The following is a 20,108-nucleotide window of genomic DNA, read 5'->3' on the forward strand; positions in this document are numbered from 1 at the left end:
ATCACTTGTTATTCCAAAATAAACATGATGCAAACATTCCTATAATCACTACACCGAATATAGTCTCAAACATTACTAAGACACGGACCATAGTTGAGTTAGGAAGAATGTCTCCATATCCAAGAGTTGTAATAGTTACCGCACTGAAATACAAAAAATTCCAAAAAGGATACTTAAATTTTCCATTTGCTACGGACTTTAGTACTAAAGGACTATCATCTAAGAAGGATACGGAATTTTCCATAATCTTCATAAAGTAAAAACTTGTAGGATAAAGGTGGTCTTTTCCCTTAAATAGTTCTTCATAAATTATTGGATAATCTTTTATCCATATTGTTATTGATCGAACTTTTTGAAGCTTTCTACTTTCTTCTTTTCTAAATATCATATAATTTTCATTGTTATTCTTATCCAATATTTTATATAATGATACATTTAATTTGTATGTAGAGGTCATGTTATTTACATTACTCTCTTCTACATTTTCTATTTTCATATGAGTTATACCCTGCCCATTGAATAATAAATAGTAATATTCAGCCCAGTTTTCACCTAAAGGTTTATCAAAAGCAAAAAAATACATATTTTTATCCTTATCACTTCTAAGCCTGACTAAAGGCCGTTTATACTCTTCGAATGTTATTAATCTACTTATTATATTGTTAAAATCTTTGTTATATATTTTTATTTTTAGATTTTTCTTAAAAATATTCACCTTTGTGTTCATATTAATATCATTTTGAAATATAAAAAACTCCCCTGCCGATTCATTAGCCACCTTCCAGTATATTACTCCAAAAGTTACCAAAGTAAAAATATATATTCCTCCTAATATTAATAAAAGATTTTTCTTACGCATTTTATATAGATATTTAACTAGTTTCATAAATTTTCACCTTTTATTTATTTTTCTTAATTAATTCTATTAAACACGCAGCTCTAGTATTCTTAACAATCTTTATTATTCAAAAAACCTTGTGTTTTTAAGCACAAGGTTTTTCCATTATAATTCATTCATTATTTTTTTCAATATATAATCCGAGTCTATATTTTCATCCACATCGATATCTATTATTTGACTTAACCCCTTGGCCTCTCCAGTAGTATAAACAATTTCTCCACTACCTTTATCTACCTTTCTAACTACCATGGCCTCATCACCTTTTACTATTTTAGCCTTTTTCCCATTGTTAAGTTCGATAACAAAGCTATTCGTAAATTTAATCTTTTGCCCAATTTTATATTTCATTCAATCACCTTCCAAATATTAATAAAAAAGAAAATGCAAGAATGAAGCATTTTCTTTTTAAAATTATTTATTTTTTATTTTCCACTTAGTTCCTTCTTTTGAATCGATTATTTCTATGTTCATGTGTTCTAATTCATCTCTAATTTCATCTGCTCTAGACCAGTTTTTATTTTTTCTAGCATGATTTCTTTCTTCTAAAAGCTTATCTATGAGTTTTTCATCTACTTCTATATCATCTTTTTTAAACTCCTCCATTAACTCCAAAGATAAAACTTTATCAAATTCTTCTATTAACACACTTTTTTCTTTATTTGATAATTCATTATTTTTTATAACTTCAGATAATACAGTAAAAGCATTAGGCATATTCAAATCATCTCTAATTTGTTCAGCAAACTTATTCCTATATACTTCAATTCTGCTTTCAACTAAGCTTTCATCTTTCTTAGTTGAATGGATAATTGACAGTATTTTACTCTTTAATTTTCTATAAGAATTCTGTGCATCTTTTAAAGCCTCATAACTAAATATCAATTGTTTTCTATACCTAGACTGTAAGCAGAAGTATCTGTAATCTAGTGCATCAAATCCATTTTCTTCAATTTTAGAAAGCGTTAAAAAATCTCCTTTCGATTTTGACATCTTTCCACCATCAAGTACTAAAAATTCTCCGTGCATCCAATAGTTTACCCATCTATGTCCTAATGCAGCTTCTGATTGAGCTATTTCATTCGTATGATGAACAGGAATATGATCGATCCCTCCGCAGTGAATGTCAATTCTTTCTCCTAGGTATTTAATTGACATAGCCGAACACTCAATATGCCACCCTGGAAACCCTCTTCCCCAAGGAGAATCCCACTGCATTATTTGATTTTTAAATTTTGAGTTTGTAAACCACAATACAAAGTCTAAAGGATTTTTCTTATTTGAGTCTACTTCTACTCTACTTCCAGCCTCTAATTCTTCTATGCTAAGATTAGCAAGCTTAGTATAATCTTCAAATTTATCAATTTCATAATACACATTTCCGTTGGAAATATATGTATAGCCTTTTTCTTCAAGCTTTTTTATTAAATTGATCATATCTTGTATGTGCTCAGTTGCTCTACACACAACATTTGGTCTTTCAATCTTTAACTTTTCACAATCCTCGAAAAAAGCATCCTCATAAAACTTGGCGATTTCCCATACAGTTTTGTTTTCTCTTTTCGCACCAAGCTCCATCTTATCTTCGCCTTCATCTGCATCTGATTGTAAGTGTCCTACGTCCGTAATGTTCATTACATGTTTTACATCATATCCTGTATATCTTAAAGATTTTTTAAGGACATCTTCAAATACGTAGGTTCTTAGGTTTCCGATATGTGCATAATTATAAACCGTAGGTCCACATGTGTACATGCCCACTTTTCCTGGTTCTACTGTTACTAATTTTTCTTTATTCTTTGACATGCTGTCATATACAAAAAAATCCATGTTTATATTTACCCTCCTGCCTATTAAAATATACTGACTTAAAAACAAATAAAAACCACAGGATAAAAAATATACCTGCGGCTATAAAAATCTATTTAACTTATAAAAAATATAAATTTAGTGCGCAGGATATATGTGATCTCAAAATGTCAGTTAAACAATATCTACAGCAACAATAAGACATTTCGCATACCTCCTTAAACACTAGTCTTATATAAATATTACCACAAATTTAAAATAATGCAACAATTTTGTTCTATTTTTGCTATATACTATAATTCTAACTCAAAACTCACTGTTTTATATACAAAATTAAAGTTAGATTAACATTTTAAGAAGACTATATGGTTGTAATTTATATAACTTTATATTATTATAACTAAATAGGAGTATTTAGATAATAAGCTTTTTTATTAATTAATACTTTTTATTTCTTAAAACAATTTTAATAAGGTGGTGATTTACATGGCAGTTGTTAATATGAGCGAAATAGCTTATGCGGAATTTAAGGAACTTTTAACAACTAATAATATTGATGCTAAAGTTATTAGGGTTAACTTAGCCGGCATGGGATGCAGCGGACCAGCATTTAATCTCGTTTTAGATGAAGTAAAAGAAAATGATGCTGTTTCATCAATAAAAGATATAATTTTTATTGTAGACAAGGATTTAGTTAATCAATATGGAAGTTTCACTCTAATTTCTGGAAGTGAGAATGGTCAAGGAGGTTTCTCAATAGAAACTGAAATTCAACCTGAAAGTAGCGGATGTGCTGGCTGCGGCGGTGGATGTTCCTGTTAAGATGATTTCATATAGGGCTCAAGTGCCATACTTAACTACATGTTGATATACATTAAGTTTCGGCTCTAGAACCCTATATTTTATTCTAGAAATCTATTTCATTTCCATAATATATGCAGTTAAGCATTTTTTCCATCTGGTCTTTAGAAATTTTAACTGGATTTACTCTTGTGGATCCTTTTAACGAATTCTCAGCTAATATATCTAAACTATTTTTAAATTCATCTTCTGAAATTCCAGCATCTTTTAAGCATCTAGGTATATTTAGTATCCCATCAATTTCCTTAACAGACTCAGTAAAATCATCACTTTCTATAACCTTAGCAAGAGTTTCTAATTTTCTTTTTACTAGTTCATCTTTTGAATTATATTTAAGTACATATGGTAATACGATTGCATTTGCAATACCATGTCCTATATTAAACTTTCCACCTAAAGCATGTGATATTCCATGAGCCATACCCAGTCCAACATTATCAAAAGCCAAGCCAGCAATACACTGATAATTGTGAACCTTTCCTCTAGCCTCTAGTGTTTTATTTTTATATGAAATTGGCAGGTATTTGAATAGGCCTTCCACTGCTCCCTTTGCAATACATTCAGTAAAATCATCTAAATTGTTATTTATATAGCATTCTACTGCATGAGTTATTGCATCCATACCAGTTTCAGCAACTACATTATCTGGCATACTCATAGTTATATTAGGATCTAAAATAGCCAAGTCAGGGATAAATGCATTAGTTTTAATACCAATCTTTATGTTATCCTTTTTAAAGGTTATTACTGATGCCTTTGTAACTTCGCTTCCTGTTCCTGATGTAGACGGTATTGCAATAAATTTAACTATTTTTCTTTCTGAAGGTAGCTCTACGGAAAGTATATTATCAAAATTTATATTTTCATTTTCATACATTAATATCATTGTTTTTGAAGCATCCATTGGTGAGCCTCCCCCGACAGCTACAACAGTATCAGGTTTAAATTCTTTCATCTTTTCTACCCCAGATGCTACTTGCTCTGTATCAGGATTTTTTTGTATTCCAGAAATCAAACATGTTTCACAACCATTTTTATTAAATATTTTTTCTATTTTATCGATTACTCCATTTTTAATCATAGATTGGCCACCAGTAATAATCATTACACGTTTAGCATCTATATTAATTAAATACTCTAAGGCTCCTTCCCCTTCTACTATTGCTTTTCCTCCAAATGCTAGTTTTTTCATAGTTTCTTCCTCCTTACGATTATATTTATGTTTAGCTTCTGTATCTTTTTATATATTGTTCAAAATCCCATGTACTTAAGAATTTTTCCGCACTTTTGTATCCAGAATAAAATAATGCCGACTTCATTTTTAGAGACATATCAAATTGAGTAGTGTGTGCACCTAAGGTTGGTATAAATATAGTCCTCACTGCATCTTTATCTCTAATGTATATATCCTCATTTTTTTCTATCATTGTATCAATTATATCAAGAGCATAGGATATAAAATTAGTTTTTTCAGTAGAATTATTTTTTTTGTTATTGCTAACTAACTTGAAACCAAAGGTAGGACATTTAGGTATACCATACACATCAAAAATCCATATTGGAAATTTACTTAGAATTCCTCCATCTACAATAAGACTACATTTATTTTTATATGAGAGCTTAACTGGCTTAAAATAAAAAGGTATACTTATACTCATTCTTACAGCTTTTGCAATTTCTAATTCCATTGGATCAATGCCATAATGAATTATGTCATCTGGCAAAATCAACATCTTTTGTAATGTTATATCAGAGGCTACAATTTTAAGTTTTGATTTTTTATTTTCACTTACATCTTTAAATTTAACTTTACCTTTTTTCTCTAATAATTGTGCAACAAACTCTTCCAGTTTATCTCCTGAATAAATTCCTTTGTCTTTAAAAAAGTTTATAGATTTATTTATTGGTGCTACTATCTTTATTTTACTCTCATCTAAAAATTTTTCAAATTCTGTGTTCATCAATATATCTTTTAACTCTGAAGCTTTATATCCAGCTGCTAACATTGCTGCAACAATAGATCCTGAAGAAGTACCTGCTACTTGCCTCCACATATATCCCTTTTCCTCTAAGCAGCATGCTGCACCAACCAATCCTATAAATTTCATTCCTCCGCCTTCAAAAACAGCATCAACCTTCATAATTTTATCACCTCAATATAAAATATGATTTTGTCATCATATAAATAACAAGGCTTTTTCAAACTATATAATCTTAGAATAATATTTTTTCTAGGTGAGAAACTACTATAAACTATGCAACAAAGGAGGGTTATATATGCAAATTGAGGCTTATTTTGAAGGCATAAAAAACGCTAATGAGGCTGCTGCAAAACTAAAAAGCGAAGGCTTTAGCAACGCAATAGTAGACATAAATGACCACTATGAAGATTTCAACAGTGGTACTAGACCAGTATTGCCAGGCAATGAGAATGCTCCAACTCTTTCACAATTGATTTTGAATACTGGCCCTTACACAGAAGATCCTACTAAAAGACCTCTAAATGCCGCAAGTCCAATGGTAAGTGGTATGGGTGGTTTTGAAGAAATTACCGATATTAATTACAAACTTACTATGAATGTAGCTGAAAGTAATGCAGATAGAGCAAAAGCACTTATAAAAGATTTAGGTGGAAATTTGAAAGATCCAAATTTAGATTTACCACACAGACTAGAAGATATTAATCCCACTTTAGGAGATTTAGATCTTTAATAATATAGGGTTCTAAATTGAACCCTATATAACTATCTTCATGTCATTTTTTCTAATATAACTGTATTACATTTATAAAACTAAGTTTAGACAAGTACATAAAGTCCCTACTTTAATTCTAAAAATCTACCCCAAATGTCAGTATACTTTTTCTTTAAATTTACTATTTTAAAATTCTTATCTACAAAAGCGTGTGTGGTTTTTCCCTTTGCTAAAAGCTTTCCATCTCTTTCTCTTATTATATCATAATTAAAAATAACCTTAACAGGAGATATACTTTCTATAAAAGTTTTCACTATTATATCATCTTCATATTTAGCACCTTCATTATATTTACAGTAACTTTCTACTAAAGGTAGCAATACTCCCTTTTCCTCCATTTGACTATATGTAATTCCTGATTCCATTATAAAGTCGCTCCTGCCGACTTCAAACCACGGATAATAATTTGAATGATGAACTATTCCCATTTGGTCTGTTTCTACATATCTTACTTTTAATTTACTTTCACTTATATACATTTTTTTACCTACCTTTTTAAGTTATTTACATATAGTATATATTTTACTATTATAATATATTTTGTCCATAGTGTTCCATTATGAGAGAAAAAATTCAAGATGTAATCGTTGGAGCTTAAACCTTTAATCAATAATATAGAAATTTCAGTTGTAGATATCTTAGTAGAGCATAAAATTCAGTGAAATATAAGTTAGCTGTAACATAATTGTAACATTTAATTTTTACAATAAAAATATGGAAAACAAAATTATATTTTCCATATAAATATTTACAATGTTACTTTTAAAAAATTATAAAAATAAATTTAAAATACTATTATCTAGGAGGTAATTTTAATGAAAATTTCTAAAAAACCACTTGCTATTTTATCAACCATAGCAACATCTGGAATAATAGCAGCTGCTTTATCTACACCAGTATCTGCTAAACCAACAACTATAGTAGTAACTGATACAGATTCTAAAATATATGAATACAGTTATGATGATTTAAAGACATCTGCTGCTGCAGCTGTATTAGGTGATACTACTGGTGCTAAATTATATAATGATTTTATATCGAGAAAAAGTTCGATAAAAGCTTTCTATGATGATACACAAAAATCATATATAGATTTTTCCGTTGTAGCATCAGCTGCAGCTGATGCTGCAGCAAATGGTACAACTTTTGATTTTAAGTCATTTACAGAAACAGCAGCTACAGAATCACTGACAACAAATAAAGTATCTGTTGACACTAGCGGAAATATAACTACAACTGCAGGAGGCACTGCTACAGGTGGATCTACTAACACTACTCCTTCTGGAAATTCCGAAAATGACTTAAAAACAAAACTTGATAGTCTTGTAACTGCTGGAACTATAACAGAAGACCAAGAAGCTTCAATTATAGCTTTAGATCTTTTCACTCCACCTACTAATACTACAGGTGGATCTACCAGCGATACCCCTCCTTCAGGAACTTCTGAAAATAGTGCAAAGACAAAACTTGACACTCTTGTAACTGCAGGAACTATAACAGAAGCTCAAGAAACTGCTGTATTAGATGCTTTAAAACCTTCTGATAATGGTAATCCTAATGGTGGTAGTACTAGTGGTACAAGCACTACTACTGGAACTGCTACATATTCACAAAGTGGTAATACTGTAACTCAATCAAATCAAAATATTACTGCTTCTGGTACTGATCAATCTGCTGTAAAAGTTACTGATAGTGGTACTTATACCTTATCAGATTCTACAATAACGACATCTGGAGATACTTCTTCAATGGATGACAGCAGTTTCTACGGACTTAATGCCGCTGTACTTGCGGAATCAGGAAGTAAAATAACACTTTCAAATACAACCATAAATACAAGCGGGGCAGGTGCTAATGGTGTTTTTGCATGTGGTGAAGGATCTATAGTTAATTTGTCTAATATAAAAATTAATTGTACTGCCACAGGATCTCATGGTGTAGATGCAACTAAAGCTGGAGTATTAAATCTAAATAATGTAGATATAGTTACTTCTGGAGATGGTGCTTCAGGTGCTATTGCAACTGATAGAGGCGGTGGAACGATAAATGTTACAGGTGGTGTTGTTACTACAAATGGAACTAAGTCTCCAGGCATTTATTCAACAGGAGATATTACAGTGTCAAATGGCACATTTACTACTAACAAATCAGAGGCTGTAACAATAGAAGGAGAGAATTCTGTAAAAGCAACAGATTGTACATTTACAAGTAAAAAGAACTATGGTGTATTTATATATCAGAGTTTTTCGGGTGACGCTGAGGTTGGTTCTGGAACCTTTACAATGGAAGGCGGATCAATTACAGCAAATGAAGGCCCTATGTTCTATTCTACAAATACTACTGCAGTAATTAATTTAAAAGATGCAACCCTAAATACTTCTTCAGGAATACTTTTGAAAGCAGGCGCTGATCAATGGGGAACAACAGGATCTAATGGTTCAAATGTAACTTTAAATGCTGACTCTCAAAATCTTACAGGAAATGTTGAATTAGACAATATTAGTACAGCTTCATTAAGCTTAAAGAACAATTCATCACTAAAGAGTACTATTAATTCAGCCAATACTGCTAAATCAATAACAGTATCTCTTGATAGTGCAAGTACTTGGAACGTTACAGGAAATTCTTATATAACTAGCCTTACTGATGCTGATACTACATTAGCAAATATTAATGATAATGGATTTACTATCTATTACGATTCAAATAATAGTAACAATAATTGGCTTAATGGTAAGACATATACATTGAAAGATGCTGGTAAACTTACACCAATGTCAACTTCAAATTAAGATTAAAATCAATAAGTTTCATGTACAATATCTACATTTTCAAAATTAGTATTACCTAATATCAGAGTCGCATAATTTATAAAAATAGAGCTGAGATTCTACTCTCAGCTCTGGTATTTTCCTTTACTTTCATAAATTATTATAGTTACCTACCTTTATCTACATATGTTAGTATTCCTGTACCACATCCTACATCCAAAATTTTTTGATTTTCGCTCACATTTACAAAATTAATCATAGCCTTACCAAATTTTGATACAAAAGAATGTTTATTATCATATAAATCACTATTCCATTTCATTTTTTCTGCCTCCATAAATTGTTTTACTATATTATTACATAAACCTTTGATTAAGAATGTAAACTATGCTACAATCAAAAAAATAATTACTAACATGGAGGTGTTTTTTATTGAATAAGTGGGAATTATTTTTAGGTCACAAAATAGGTATGCCCGCTGAATTATTTGAAATTTTTAATACAAAACCTTCACAGATGTTTAAAAATAACCAAATAATTTATCGCCAAGGAGAAATTGCTGAAAATTTTTATTACTTAAAAGAAGGAAAAGTTCAAGCTTTTGTGAATTCTTTAGACGGTTTAGAAAAAATTTTAACAATTTATAAAAAGGGAGAAATTTTTGGAGAAGCTTCTTTTTTCGATGGCTTTCCAAGAATGTCATCAGCAAGAACTTTTTCAGATTCAGAAATTATCACTATTACTAAAGCTGATATTATTATATATTTTCAAAAGGAACCCCTTTTTGCATTAAATTTCATAGAACTTCTATCTCAAAAAGTTAGGATGCTATCGAATGAAATTGACAATATTTCATTTTTATCTGCTGAAAAAAGAATTGCCCAATATCTATTAAATAAGAATCTATATACGAATTTCTCTATTGATTGTACCCATGAAGATATTGGTAAAGCTGTAGGGGTGAGTAGAATTACAGTAAGCAGAATTTTAAACAAATTTTCTAAGCATCAATGGATTTACACTAAGTATAGAAAAATCCTAATATTAAACCAAAATGCTCTTTTAAAATTATTAGAATCATAGTTTACACTTAAATCGACTTTATTTTATTATACATTTTATCAGGTGAGTATTGTTGATCAATAACTTTATTTACACCAAAGCTTCCAATAAGTAAACCTAACATCCCAAAAGTAATAAATATTAAATAAATTAAAATTCCTACTACCCTTCTGATTTCCTTTATTCCTTTAAAGAAAAACAGTGGAAAGACTATAACCATAGTGACTACCTTAAGCAGTCATCCCATTTTTGTTAACAAAATTCATAATATTCAATAATTAGCCCTCCTTACATATATCAGTCACTTTACAATATTGCCATCTTTTGCACCAGTTGTTTCTCCCAGTCCATATTTCATTTATACTTTCTTTTGCCTTGGTCTACTATCTCCTTATCTCTTTATGTAGCATTGACTTTAAACTTTTACTATCTCTTCTGGTATTTCTAAAAAATATGAAAACAATTCAACATCAATGCTATCATTAAAATCTTTTTTAATTGGCTTAATCACGGATACTTGTCTTTTAAATCCATTAATTCCGAGTTCCTTATTTATTGTAAAAAACGCTAAAGCTAATGCAGAAGTTCTATGTACTGGTTTTTTATCTAAATATTCCTTGGAATAAAAATTAAGTTGTATGTCATCTTCAGATTCATATTCAAGGATTAACAAATTCATTCCTTTGGGACAAATTTCTTCTAAATGAGCTGTATGTTCTTTTTTCATTTGCTCAATCTGATTTTGCGATAAGGACTTTGCCCATTCGCTCTCAAATATGCGATTTGATTCTTCCCAAATGTCATGATGCCCAACTTTGTCAATATAAAAAAAATGAGTTCTCTTTTCAAAAGAGCCATAAAAACAAAACCTATTTCCTTTTTCCATTTCACTAAATTCAACACACATTGATTGATTTATTAACACCTGCTTAGATTCCCTATCTACTTTTAAAGTAATGTCTAATTCTTCTGATAAATCTATTGAAGGGAAGTCCTCATTTTGATTCTGTACATAAGCCACTATAGCCATCTCACCTAAATCAACTTCATCCCAATTAATTGTAGACATTCCAATCTCAACAAAATGTTGCAATTGCATGTATCCTTCATGCCCCATACCATACATATAGCTTGACCTTGAAGATGAAAAGGTCATTTTTTGTTTTTGAATAATTATTTCAGATATATGTATATAGTAAGAATTCAGTTCTTGACTAAAACTATTAATCATTTCCTCTCTATTTGAAGCATATTCTGGTATTTCTTCTATATCTCTTTCTTCATTAAGACAGTAAGGCAATCTATATATGGCCCATAATACATTCCGATTTTCTTCTAAAGTTATAGAAATTATGTGAATTTCTTTTCCCCTAAGCTTTACTATTTTATTTATGAGAATTTCTTTTTTAGGTAAAATCATATTTTTCTTTAAATCTTTTAAAAGCATATTTTATCTCCTCTCTTAACGATAAATAGTAACTAACTCACTATAAGAATTCACAGAACAATTTTAGCATCTTCTATTTTAATGTTTAAATAACTCTTATTAAACATATTAATCTACCTTTTTCAAAATTGATTTTTTATAAAAATAAAGATTATGATAAAATTCTTATTTAACTATGCATTTATTTTCACTTTCTTTGCTCACAATAATTTGTTATTCATTTATCATCCCCTCAAATTTTTAACCTGTCCGATTGTCAATCCTGTTTTCTCCGCAATAGTTTCTACCTCCAGAACATCTAATAAATTCTTAGCTATCCTTATTTGCTCTTCTAATTTTCCCTGATCTTTGATCTCATTAATAAATTCTAATTTTTTCTCTTTATCTCTTTTCCTCTGATTCCAGAACTCCATATATTCTGGAAAACTGCATAAGTATTCTAATCCTTCATTAGTTATACAGATCTCCATCTCCCGCATAACTCCAAACTTACCTTTATAGCCCAGTTTGTCTGATTTCACAAGTTGTTTAACTCTCCAAAATATATAGACATCTGAAATTCTTGGCTCTGTATTACCAAGAACATCGCCAACAATTCTTGCTGACTTTTTATATTCTTTATCAGTAAATTTCAATATTTCTTTATCAAAATATTCCTCACTCACACTTAACATTTCTCCATTTTTGTAACTACGCAATATAGAATTTTCTTTAGTCAATTTTCTCCAATTATCTAATAACCTTTCATGTTCACCTATTTCTATCTTCTTTGCTAGTTTAAAATATTCCCCTAATCTTTCAACTATAATTTCCGATGCAGAGTTTGCAATATATGTAAACACCCTACCTTGGTTATTTTCTATTATTTTATCAGAAACATTAATACCATAAAGATTTACTTCTTTATCTTTTAACAAATGAAGCGTATACAGCATACCACAAATTTCTCTATCGCAATGTCCATACCAAAGATACACAGCATCTTCACTATTTATTTCAGAAATGTTAGAATAAAACTTCTTATAGTTATCCTCAAGTTCGTTTTTATCGTAGTAAAAATAATCTTCTTCTTCATTTAGTTCATTCCACCAAACTGATCTATTCTTAACATCTTTCAAATTATTTATTGCCCCATTTGAAATATTATCATAAAGTGCTATAAGTTTGTCTCCATTAATGATTTTTTTGCTGATTGCTTGCTTAAAACACCCCTCAGCACTTTCAGAAAAAACTATATGAATTATTTTACTCATAATAACCTCCATCATTATCTTATATTCTGCTTTTCTCTTACTATAAGTCGTATAGTCCTTATAAGAATAAAACTATAAATGACATCGTAAATATCACTAAAGTATTCATTTTCAATCAATGTACTTAAATAAAAAAATATATCAGAAATAGTTGTAAAAACTACAATTTTAACCAATAATAGTTTATGATTTCTACAAAACTCAATATAATATCCATACATGGATAATAATACTCCGAGTATCAATCCTAATGCAATCATAATAATTCCTATGGAAATGATTCTATTTCGGTTATCCTTAATATATCTATCTTTTCAAATAAAGTCCTTTAATTGGTGCAACCTTTGCAATTTCCTTGCGAATTTCTAGTTTAATCATTATATAAATTTTAATTTTATTTACCAGTCCTGATTTTAAAAGTTCATTTGCATATTTCTTCATTACCCTTGTTTTTATTTCTTCACGGTTGATTTCAATGTTAATATGTCTACCATCTGCTATAATACAGTTTTGTTTGTATACTAACATAAATACGTCCTCCTCTTGTAACCTTGCAACATTCTATGAAATAATCATACTACATTGTCCCACAATTTAGAATAATATCCTTTATTAAACATTTATTGAGTTTGTAAAATAAAGAAGAATCTTCCATAACAAATTTATTTATTTTAGTTAATGTTCTAATTCCTTCATAAGATATTTTTTTAGTTTGTTTTCTTATTAATTTCAGCATTTTTAAATAGCAAATTCTACTACTTTAACTTAAAAACCTATAACCTTTTCTTCATAGATAACTTTTTCCTCCTTAATGCTTGAACTCCTCCAGTTATAAGATACTTGTTTTGAATAATCTATTGGAGTTCCACCTACGTCAACTGAATGCCATTTAATTATACCTTTTTTACAGTGTCTATCTTCATCCCTTTTCCAACTTCAATTACCTGTGCCTTTTTTGCATTAACAAGTTCCTTAATGTCTTGTTCATAATATTTACTACTTGGAATACTCATAAAACCGCTTACAATAAATATAAGCAAACAAATTACTATCACTGTCCTTCTTTAATGCCTTGATTCTGTTCACCGCCCTTAAATCTTTATTAAAAAACTTTAAATACACTTATAAATGTAGTCTAGTATATTATTTGTTCAATAATAATTCTGTTTTTTCTTTGTCCTTATAATACACCTATAAACTTACGCTTTGAACATATCTTATAAAAAAACTACTGAATAAAATAAAATGTTAAACATAATAAAATCCCTTTTACTTTGCCTAAAATCACACCTAAGACATGCTTTTGAAGATTAATTCTTAATAAATTGTTTCTCTTTATCTTTATTAAAAATAATTATATTTAAATTCTGCATATTCCCCTGCCGTGCCAAACCATTTTTAGAAGAAGTTTTAAAATAGACTTGAAAATTTTGTACAGATTTAGAGTGTAAAATGAATTCATTAGGAGAATTACTATAAGAATTTGTAGCAATAATAGGCTCTTTACTACTAATTTCATCTGCAAAAAAACTATCTGGAATTAACTTAATATAAAATTTCACATCTTCATCGCTAAAATTTTGAAATTGCAAATTTCCACTTAACACAACATCACCATAAGAATCTGTTTTATAGTCACAACTACTTGTCTTTCTATTATAGTCAACTGCATTAATTCCCTTTGAAAAAGTTTTTACAGTTTTAATGATAGTAGAATTTATTGATGGAAATAATATTACAAGCACCACCAAAATTATTGGCAATAATCTAATAAATTTAGGATAAATGCCATTTAAGTAATGAGTTACACCTTTATATCCTATTATGACCATAACAAAAGAGTAAATAACTGTATAGTGAAACCCTTGCGTTTCATTTGACCAAACCTTCAATCCTACCATTCTTAAAATTATATCTCCCAGTGCCACTGAATTAGGAATCTCAATAGAAAATAATAACCCAAATGTAGCTAATATTAAGAAAAACGTCCCTTTTACTTTCTTTACTTTCATATCCAATTTAATATCCCCCTGACTTTCAATGCCTTATTTTCTACATAAAAATACGAAAATAAATTCCCTCAATTTTTAAATTTATCCATTTCAAGTGCTAAATTTAATAAAATAACAATAGCTGATATTATCTTAATTTTATCTTCAATAGAACTTCTTTTAAGAAACTCTGAATTATTTGATACATCTGCTGGATGAATGTAAAGATATACGGATATAAATATAATCACCATTAAAATAATATCAATTATAACCATAAACCATTTAGTTTTATATTTTTCTTTAGTTCTAATTACAAATATGTCATAGCATACAGCAAAAACTACAAATGTTATAGTTAATTTAAAATTATCAACCTTATAGACAAATAATAGTAAACCTAAAAATATGAATGTAACAATAAAATCAAGCGTATTTGATTTCATCTATACTAAATCACCCCTGTTATTATAATGCAAATACAATTTTATTATCAGGTTGTACATTTTCAGCTTTTCTTTTAAACTCTATGTCATAAACCTCTTTTCTGATATAGAATTTAAAATAAGTGCCTTCTCCCATACTATACCTTAAAATAATTTTACTAATCTTTGCTTCTTTTAAGTCAGAGTCTATATCTTCTTTTTGTTCTTTAGGTAGCTGATTATAAATAATCTCTATAATTTCATTAGATATTAATTGCTTTTTTACCTGATCCTTCGATAATAAATTATTTTTAGTTTCTTTAGCTCTTAAACATTCACCAAAACTATCTGTAAAAAACGATTAACTAAATTCTTCTAAAGATAATTTATCATGAGGAATTAAAGTGTTATTATTACGAATAGCATAAAACCGTACAGTTACAGATGGTAAAACACAGAATTCCTCTCCTGCATCAAAACTCATAATAATGTCAAATGTCTGGGAAGAATATATTGTATAAGGTCTTCCCTGTGAAATTTATGATTGAAAAGGAAAAAATCAGGTAATTCTTATTACAATTACTTTTGACTTAGTTAACATTTATTTTAAAAATGTTTGATGTTGTGTGAGTATCATCCCATATCCCTTCTATTTTATAAATGTAAATTCCTTTTTCTTTTGGTAGTTGAATTCTTCTGCCTTCTTTTACATCACTGTAAAATACAACATGTTCGCCTTCTGGTTTCCATTGTGAATCAACATTCTTATATATAGTTATCAGAATAATCTTTGGCGGTTTATTTGTTGTAAAGACATATTGAAGTGAGCCTTCACTCTTAACATCTACTGGTTTATAATATTTTAATGTTTCAACTGGATCTCCAAAAATATTACTGTTTCCTCCTGAATTTTTGTCAAACCAATTATAATCTGCATTTTTCAAAACTATTTCTTTGTTTTCATACATAATTCCAAGCTTAGGTACACTTCCTGGTGTGTACTTGTAATAATTTTTATAATATTGTTTTAATCCGTACCATTCAACAATCATAATCAAAGCCACTACTAAGATTGCTTTAGTATTTATTTTTAAATCCTTCATTTTACATACCTCAATAAGTTTTATTATTAATTACAGATATAAATTTAACATTTATGCAATAATCATACCATATTATTCCACAACTTAAAACAATATTATTACTAAAGCTTTTAATTTAAAACATAAAAAAAGTGAAAAATAAATATTACTTTCCCTTATCATCAAATATCTTGATAACCTCTACTGGAAATGACTATCCTTGCCTATTTTCATTACCTTTCCAACTTCAAATACCTGTGCCTTTTTGCATTAACAAGTCCCTTGAGGTCTTATTTATAATATTTGCTACTTGGAATACTCATAAAACTAATTACAATAAGTATAAGAAATCAAATTATTATCACAGTCCTTCTTAAAGCTTTAATTCTGTTCACCACCCTTAAATCTTTATTAAGAAACTTTAAATGAATACAATATTTTTTTAATCTCTATCTTAATTATATTGCTTAAAACTTTATTTATATCTTTCATGATTGTCCACTATATATTGCTATTTGGGTACAGTTTATAGAAAACATATAACTATAATTTATTATTGGTCTTTTCACTTATGTAAATATCTAGTGCTCTAATCCCTCTTTTAGCAAGTTTTACAAATAACACGAATCCATAAATCCCACAACTTAATAAGACTAAAACGATTATTAGATTAATAATCGTAGCAATACCAGTAGCATAATTAATTTCCATTTAATCTTCTCCTTTCTGCATTAGCAGTCATATCATCATAAATAAGCTATTGTATTTATACTAACTTTTTTTAATTGACACATCGTTTTTAGCTAAATCCATAAGCAATCTATCTAAATCTTTCATATAGATTGCATCCAAATATATCGAATCATCCCTTTATAGATTTTTAATCCGTTACCATGAATTTTTATATAAGCTTATGAAGATAGTGTTAGCTCATTAATGAAAATTTGATGTAACTAAAAAGTTTGTACCGATGATTTTAACCATTTAAAAGTCTGGAGACAAACTATCTTTTAGTTATTTCTCTACCTTGAATAAAAAAGGCTAATATTCCAATAAGCATTATAATCAAGCCTAATAGTTCAACAATGCCAGAAAATGTTTTTACATTAGGTTTAATAAAAAAAATTTGTAAACAATAGAATTAGACTTAGAAATAAAAGCAAGTCATCTATATTTTTATGTTCTTTTTTACGCATAACTAATCCCTCCAATAACTGTTTTTCATATACTTTTCCTTCACACGATTGTTTTAAATTAAAATAATTCATATTATTTTGATGCTCTTGATAAGCTATTTTTAGTAATAAAAATTGCATTATATTGAGAATCAAACCCATCCTTTTCTAAATCAGAAAATTGTATCCTTATAAATTTTATTTGTTTTTCTCTCACTTTAGGTATCTCACCAATAATTCCAATTTTTAACTCTTGACCACCATATAGATTTGCTTTTGTAGATTGTGAGTGCAATGTATTACAAGATAAAAGTATCATAGAAATTATAACTAATAAAAAATAGCCAAAAATTTTCTTCATAATTAAACTACTCTCCCACATTAATAATAAGTAACCATTCTATCTGCAATTTCATTATCCTAATTTACACTTCTAGCACAGGATAAGAATTATCTGTAATTATCTGTTTCATTACTAATAGTCTTAACGGAAGAATTCTCTACTATGGGTTTCCTCCAGTATTGCCCTGTTCTTGTGTCCAAAATAACTATACTTTTTTCATCTATCTTAATCATTTGGTATGTACCAATTTCATTACTTTTATTACTGTCTAAAATGTATCTACCAAGTATAATGCTTCCACACACTATGAAAATCCCTAATATTATTAATGACAATAATATTGTGTACATATTAATCCACCTTCTTCAAAATTGATTTTTTATAAAAATAAGGATTGTGGTAAAATTCTCATTTGCTTTTTTTCTTAACAGTACCTATAGTTTCTCAAATCAATTTATCTTAAATATATGCACTTATCTTACATAAATCCTTCTGCTGTAATTTTTATTTTCTTTCTCTATGGATTCGTTTTCCTCCAAAAATATGAATAGTCCTTGTTCCTGCAATACACTTGCCTCCTTGTATTGTTCCTTTAGGAATAAAGAGTTCGTCTCCTGCATTTAGAATAAATTCTTTTCCATTCATAGTAACAGTATATTGTCCATAGACACAAACCATATATTCATCAAATTCATGTTTATGTTCTTTAGAAATTCTATCAGAATAGCATGTCCAGAAAGCCATCTGACTGCCATCTGCACCTTCAAAAAAATACCCATCAACATCCTTTGTATTCTGTTGATTACTACTAATATGATTTTTTTGATTTTTCATAAACTCTGGAAATTCCTTCATTGTAGCTCCCCCTCATATATTTTACTTTCCAATTATCCATCTATATGAACTTATAAGACATTTCTCCAGTAGATATGAAAGTTCAAAACTTGTTACTCCTAATCGTACTGCCCACTCCTCGTCTTTAATGCCTAAACAATCAAAAAGTAATTCTTTAATCTCATCTTTATTTATCAACGGTAGGTTAAATCTATTTGCTAATTTACTACTTAATATTGTTTTACCTGTAGCAGACGTGCCTGTAACTATTATCATTAAATTTACCCCATTAGACTTCCCCCATTTAATTTATTTCTTCTTATTTTATCAATAAGTCATATAGCTGAGAAATTTATATTTATTATTTATCCTTGTTCCACTTTTTAAAGTATCTGATAAAGTTTATTATGTTAGTAATAACCCCAAATAAAATTCCTATAATCATTAACATATAATTTTTCTCGTACCACCCAAAAGTCATAATTGTAACTGAAATTAATAGGAAAGCAATGACTATCTTTAACAATATATTATTTCTCATAAATCCTCCTGTAAAAAATGTTACACATAAAATTACACTTATAACACAAGATAAGAATATTATGTCTATATTATTTTGCAAATTGATTTTGCTCTTTATTATGCCACTCAAAATTTATACTAAACTATACTTTTCTTTTTTAGTACGAGGAAAATTTTCGATACCAAAGCCTGTGTTAAAACCTTTGTATATAATAATATTAAGTTGGTTAGCTATTATAAAAAGTATAGTATTTAATGCTCCAACAATACTTGGCAAATAAGAAATTTTTATATTTTTACTATATTGGTATATTGCACAGAAAATAATTCTTCTGAAAAAATTCTTTCTAAATATAACGACGAGTCAAGGTTGTACATACCAATGTTATGCCTATATAGGAAATAAGCTCATCTAAACGGGGTATATATTCTATAGTTTCTTTGCCAAAGATGTATTGAAACAGCTTAACTCCAGGGCTTCCAGTTATAATAATCATAATGAGTGGTAATAATCTGTATTTATCCTATTCCTATTGTATATAAAGTAATTTTCTTCAAATTCACTTGCATATTTATTTCTTATAACTATAGATTTCGCACTTCCTTCATTAATTTATTTTAATCATACACATTCGTCTTATTTTCAATATATTACAAATATATTATAATTATAGCATTAAAACAAATAAGTGGATAAATATTTAAAGTATTAAATTTTTTGAAAAATCAACTATATAATTATTTTCATGAAAAAAGAGCCGAGATTTTACTCTCAGCTCTTGGTTTTTTGTTTGATTTTTGGTTTGTGCATAATTCCGACCCCTACAGTGAATCGTCAGGTTTTAGCGTGTGACTACAATTATGTACTCGAACCACAAACC

General features: G+C 28.6%; 23 protein-coding genes. 4 read left to right on the forward strand and 19 right to left on the reverse strand.

Annotated features, from left to right (window positions below; genetic code table 11):
- Position 1: 1 nt before the first annotated feature.
- The 3 genes from I6U48_RS18330 to cysS all read right to left on the reverse strand — a co-directional run bounded on the left by I6U48_RS18330 (position 2) and on the right by cysS (position 2,728).
- A complete protein-coding gene (locus I6U48_RS18330) occupies positions 2-886 on the reverse strand; it encodes a potassium channel family protein (protein ID WP_218321921.1) in 885 nt (294 codons plus the stop codon).
- Positions 887-1,003: 117 nt separating this feature from the next.
- Complete coding sequence (locus I6U48_RS18335; protein WP_218321922.1) at positions 1,004-1,249, reverse strand: hypothetical protein; 246 nt, start codon at positions 1,247-1,249, stop codon at positions 1,004-1,006.
- Positions 1,250-1,312: 63 nt separating this feature from the next.
- Positions 1,313-2,728, reverse strand: coding sequence for a cysteine--tRNA ligase (cysS, locus tag I6U48_RS18340; RefSeq protein WP_218321923.1), 1,416 nt, complete (start codon positions 2,726-2,728; stop codon positions 1,313-1,315).
- Positions 2,729-3,193: 465 nt separating this feature from the next.
- Between cysS and I6U48_RS18345 the strand changes: the two genes are divergently transcribed.
- On the forward strand, positions 3,194-3,529 hold the full coding sequence (locus I6U48_RS18345; protein WP_218321924.1) for a HesB-like protein: 336 nt from the start codon (positions 3,194-3,196) through the stop codon (positions 3,527-3,529).
- A gap of 85 nt (positions 3,530-3,614) precedes the next feature.
- Here the strand turns inward: I6U48_RS18345 and I6U48_RS18350 are convergent, their stop codons facing one another.
- Complete coding sequence (locus tag I6U48_RS18350; protein ID WP_218321925.1) at positions 3,615-4,760, reverse strand: iron-containing alcohol dehydrogenase; 1,146 nt, start codon at positions 4,758-4,760, stop codon at positions 3,615-3,617.
- 31 nt (positions 4,761-4,791) lie between these two features.
- Positions 4,792-5,709: a patatin-like phospholipase family protein gene (locus I6U48_RS18355; RefSeq protein WP_218321926.1), complete on the reverse strand. Its 918-nt coding sequence runs from the start codon at positions 5,707-5,709 to the stop codon at positions 4,792-4,794.
- A gap of 136 nt (positions 5,710-5,845) precedes the next feature.
- Here I6U48_RS18355 and I6U48_RS18360 point away from each other — a divergent pair, with 136 nt between their 5' ends.
- Positions 5,846-6,280 (forward strand): hypothetical protein, encoded by a 435-nt coding sequence (locus I6U48_RS18360; RefSeq protein ID WP_218321927.1) that lies wholly within the window; start codon positions 5,846-5,848, stop codon positions 6,278-6,280.
- A 107-nt stretch (positions 6,281-6,387) separates the two neighbouring features.
- Here I6U48_RS18360 and I6U48_RS18365 read toward each other — a convergent pair whose 3' ends face one another.
- Complete coding sequence (locus I6U48_RS18365; protein WP_218321928.1) at positions 6,388-6,801, reverse strand: acyl-CoA thioesterase; 414 nt, start codon at positions 6,799-6,801, stop codon at positions 6,388-6,390.
- A 336-nt stretch (positions 6,802-7,137) separates the two neighbouring features.
- On the opposite strand from I6U48_RS18365, the gene I6U48_RS18370 reads away from it, so the two are divergent.
- Positions 7,138-9,114 (forward strand): hypothetical protein, encoded by a 1,977-nt coding sequence (locus I6U48_RS18370; RefSeq protein WP_218321929.1) that lies wholly within the window; start codon positions 7,138-7,140, stop codon positions 9,112-9,114.
- Positions 9,115-9,259: 145 nt separating this feature from the next.
- Here I6U48_RS18370 and I6U48_RS18375 read toward each other — a convergent pair whose 3' ends face one another.
- The gene (locus I6U48_RS18375) at positions 9,260-9,415 is read right to left on the reverse strand and encodes a hypothetical protein (protein WP_246615436.1); all 156 of its coding nucleotides are present in this window, start codon (positions 9,413-9,415) and stop codon (positions 9,260-9,262) included.
- A 110-nt stretch (positions 9,416-9,525) separates the two neighbouring features.
- Here I6U48_RS18375 and I6U48_RS18380 point away from each other — a divergent pair, with 110 nt between their 5' ends.
- Complete coding sequence (locus I6U48_RS18380) at positions 9,526-10,176, forward strand: Crp/Fnr family transcriptional regulator (RefSeq protein WP_218321930.1); 651 nt, start codon at positions 9,526-9,528, stop codon at positions 10,174-10,176.
- Between the two features lie 394 nt (positions 10,177-10,570).
- Here the strand turns inward: I6U48_RS18380 and I6U48_RS18385 are convergent, their stop codons facing one another.
- The 12 genes from I6U48_RS18385 to I6U48_RS18440 form a co-directional block, all read right to left on the reverse strand.
- The gene (locus I6U48_RS18385) at positions 10,571-11,602 is read right to left on the reverse strand and encodes a hypothetical protein (RefSeq protein ID WP_218321931.1); all 1,032 of its coding nucleotides are present in this window, start codon (positions 11,600-11,602) and stop codon (positions 10,571-10,573) included.
- Between the two features lie 224 nt (positions 11,603-11,826).
- The gene (locus tag I6U48_RS18390; RefSeq protein ID WP_218321932.1) at positions 11,827-12,855 is read right to left on the reverse strand and encodes a DUF1835 domain-containing protein; all 1,029 of its coding nucleotides are present in this window, start codon (positions 12,853-12,855) and stop codon (positions 11,827-11,829) included.
- A 14-nt stretch (positions 12,856-12,869) separates the two neighbouring features.
- Positions 12,870-13,115: a hypothetical protein gene (locus tag I6U48_RS18395; protein WP_218321933.1), complete on the reverse strand. Its 246-nt coding sequence runs from the start codon at positions 13,113-13,115 to the stop codon at positions 12,870-12,872.
- Positions 13,116-13,161: 46 nt separating this feature from the next.
- Positions 13,162-13,383, reverse strand: coding sequence for a hypothetical protein (locus tag I6U48_RS18400; protein WP_218321934.1), 222 nt, complete (start codon positions 13,381-13,383; stop codon positions 13,162-13,164).
- 782 nt (positions 13,384-14,165) lie between these two features.
- Complete coding sequence (locus tag I6U48_RS18405; RefSeq protein ID WP_218321935.1) at positions 14,166-14,873, reverse strand: hypothetical protein; 708 nt, start codon at positions 14,871-14,873, stop codon at positions 14,166-14,168.
- A 62-nt stretch (positions 14,874-14,935) separates the two neighbouring features.
- The gene (locus tag I6U48_RS18410) at positions 14,936-15,292 is read right to left on the reverse strand and encodes a hypothetical protein (protein WP_218321936.1); all 357 of its coding nucleotides are present in this window, start codon (positions 15,290-15,292) and stop codon (positions 14,936-14,938) included.
- 569 nt (positions 15,293-15,861) lie between these two features.
- Positions 15,862-16,374 carry a hypothetical protein gene (locus I6U48_RS18415; protein WP_218321937.1) on the reverse strand — a complete coding sequence of 171 codons (513 nt, stop codon included), beginning with the start codon at positions 16,372-16,374 and terminating at the stop codon, positions 15,862-15,864.
- Between the two features lie 522 nt (positions 16,375-16,896).
- On the reverse strand, positions 16,897-17,064 hold the full coding sequence (locus I6U48_RS18420; RefSeq protein WP_218321938.1) for a hypothetical protein: 168 nt from the start codon (positions 17,062-17,064) through the stop codon (positions 16,897-16,899).
- A 558-nt stretch (positions 17,065-17,622) separates the two neighbouring features.
- On the reverse strand, positions 17,623-17,889 hold the full coding sequence (locus I6U48_RS18425) for a hypothetical protein (protein WP_218321939.1): 267 nt from the start codon (positions 17,887-17,889) through the stop codon (positions 17,623-17,625).
- Between the two features lie 89 nt (positions 17,890-17,978).
- Entirely contained in the window at positions 17,979-18,221 is a 243-nt protein-coding gene (locus I6U48_RS18430; RefSeq protein WP_218321940.1) for a hypothetical protein, read from the reverse strand.
- A gap of 154 nt (positions 18,222-18,375) precedes the next feature.
- Entirely contained in the window at positions 18,376-18,726 is a 351-nt protein-coding gene (locus I6U48_RS18435) for a cupin domain-containing protein (protein WP_218321941.1), read from the reverse strand.
- Between the two features lie 21 nt (positions 18,727-18,747).
- On the reverse strand, positions 18,748-18,981 hold the full coding sequence (locus I6U48_RS18440; RefSeq protein ID WP_218321942.1) for a P-loop nucleotide/nucleoside kinase family protein: 234 nt from the start codon (positions 18,979-18,981) through the stop codon (positions 18,748-18,750).
- Between the last annotated feature and the right edge of the window lie 1,127 nt (positions 18,982-20,108).

Source organism: Clostridium thailandense, assembly GCF_019207025.1.
GTDB classification, from domain to species: domain Bacteria; phylum Bacillota; class Clostridia; order Clostridiales; family Clostridiaceae; genus Clostridium_AM; species Clostridium_AM thailandense.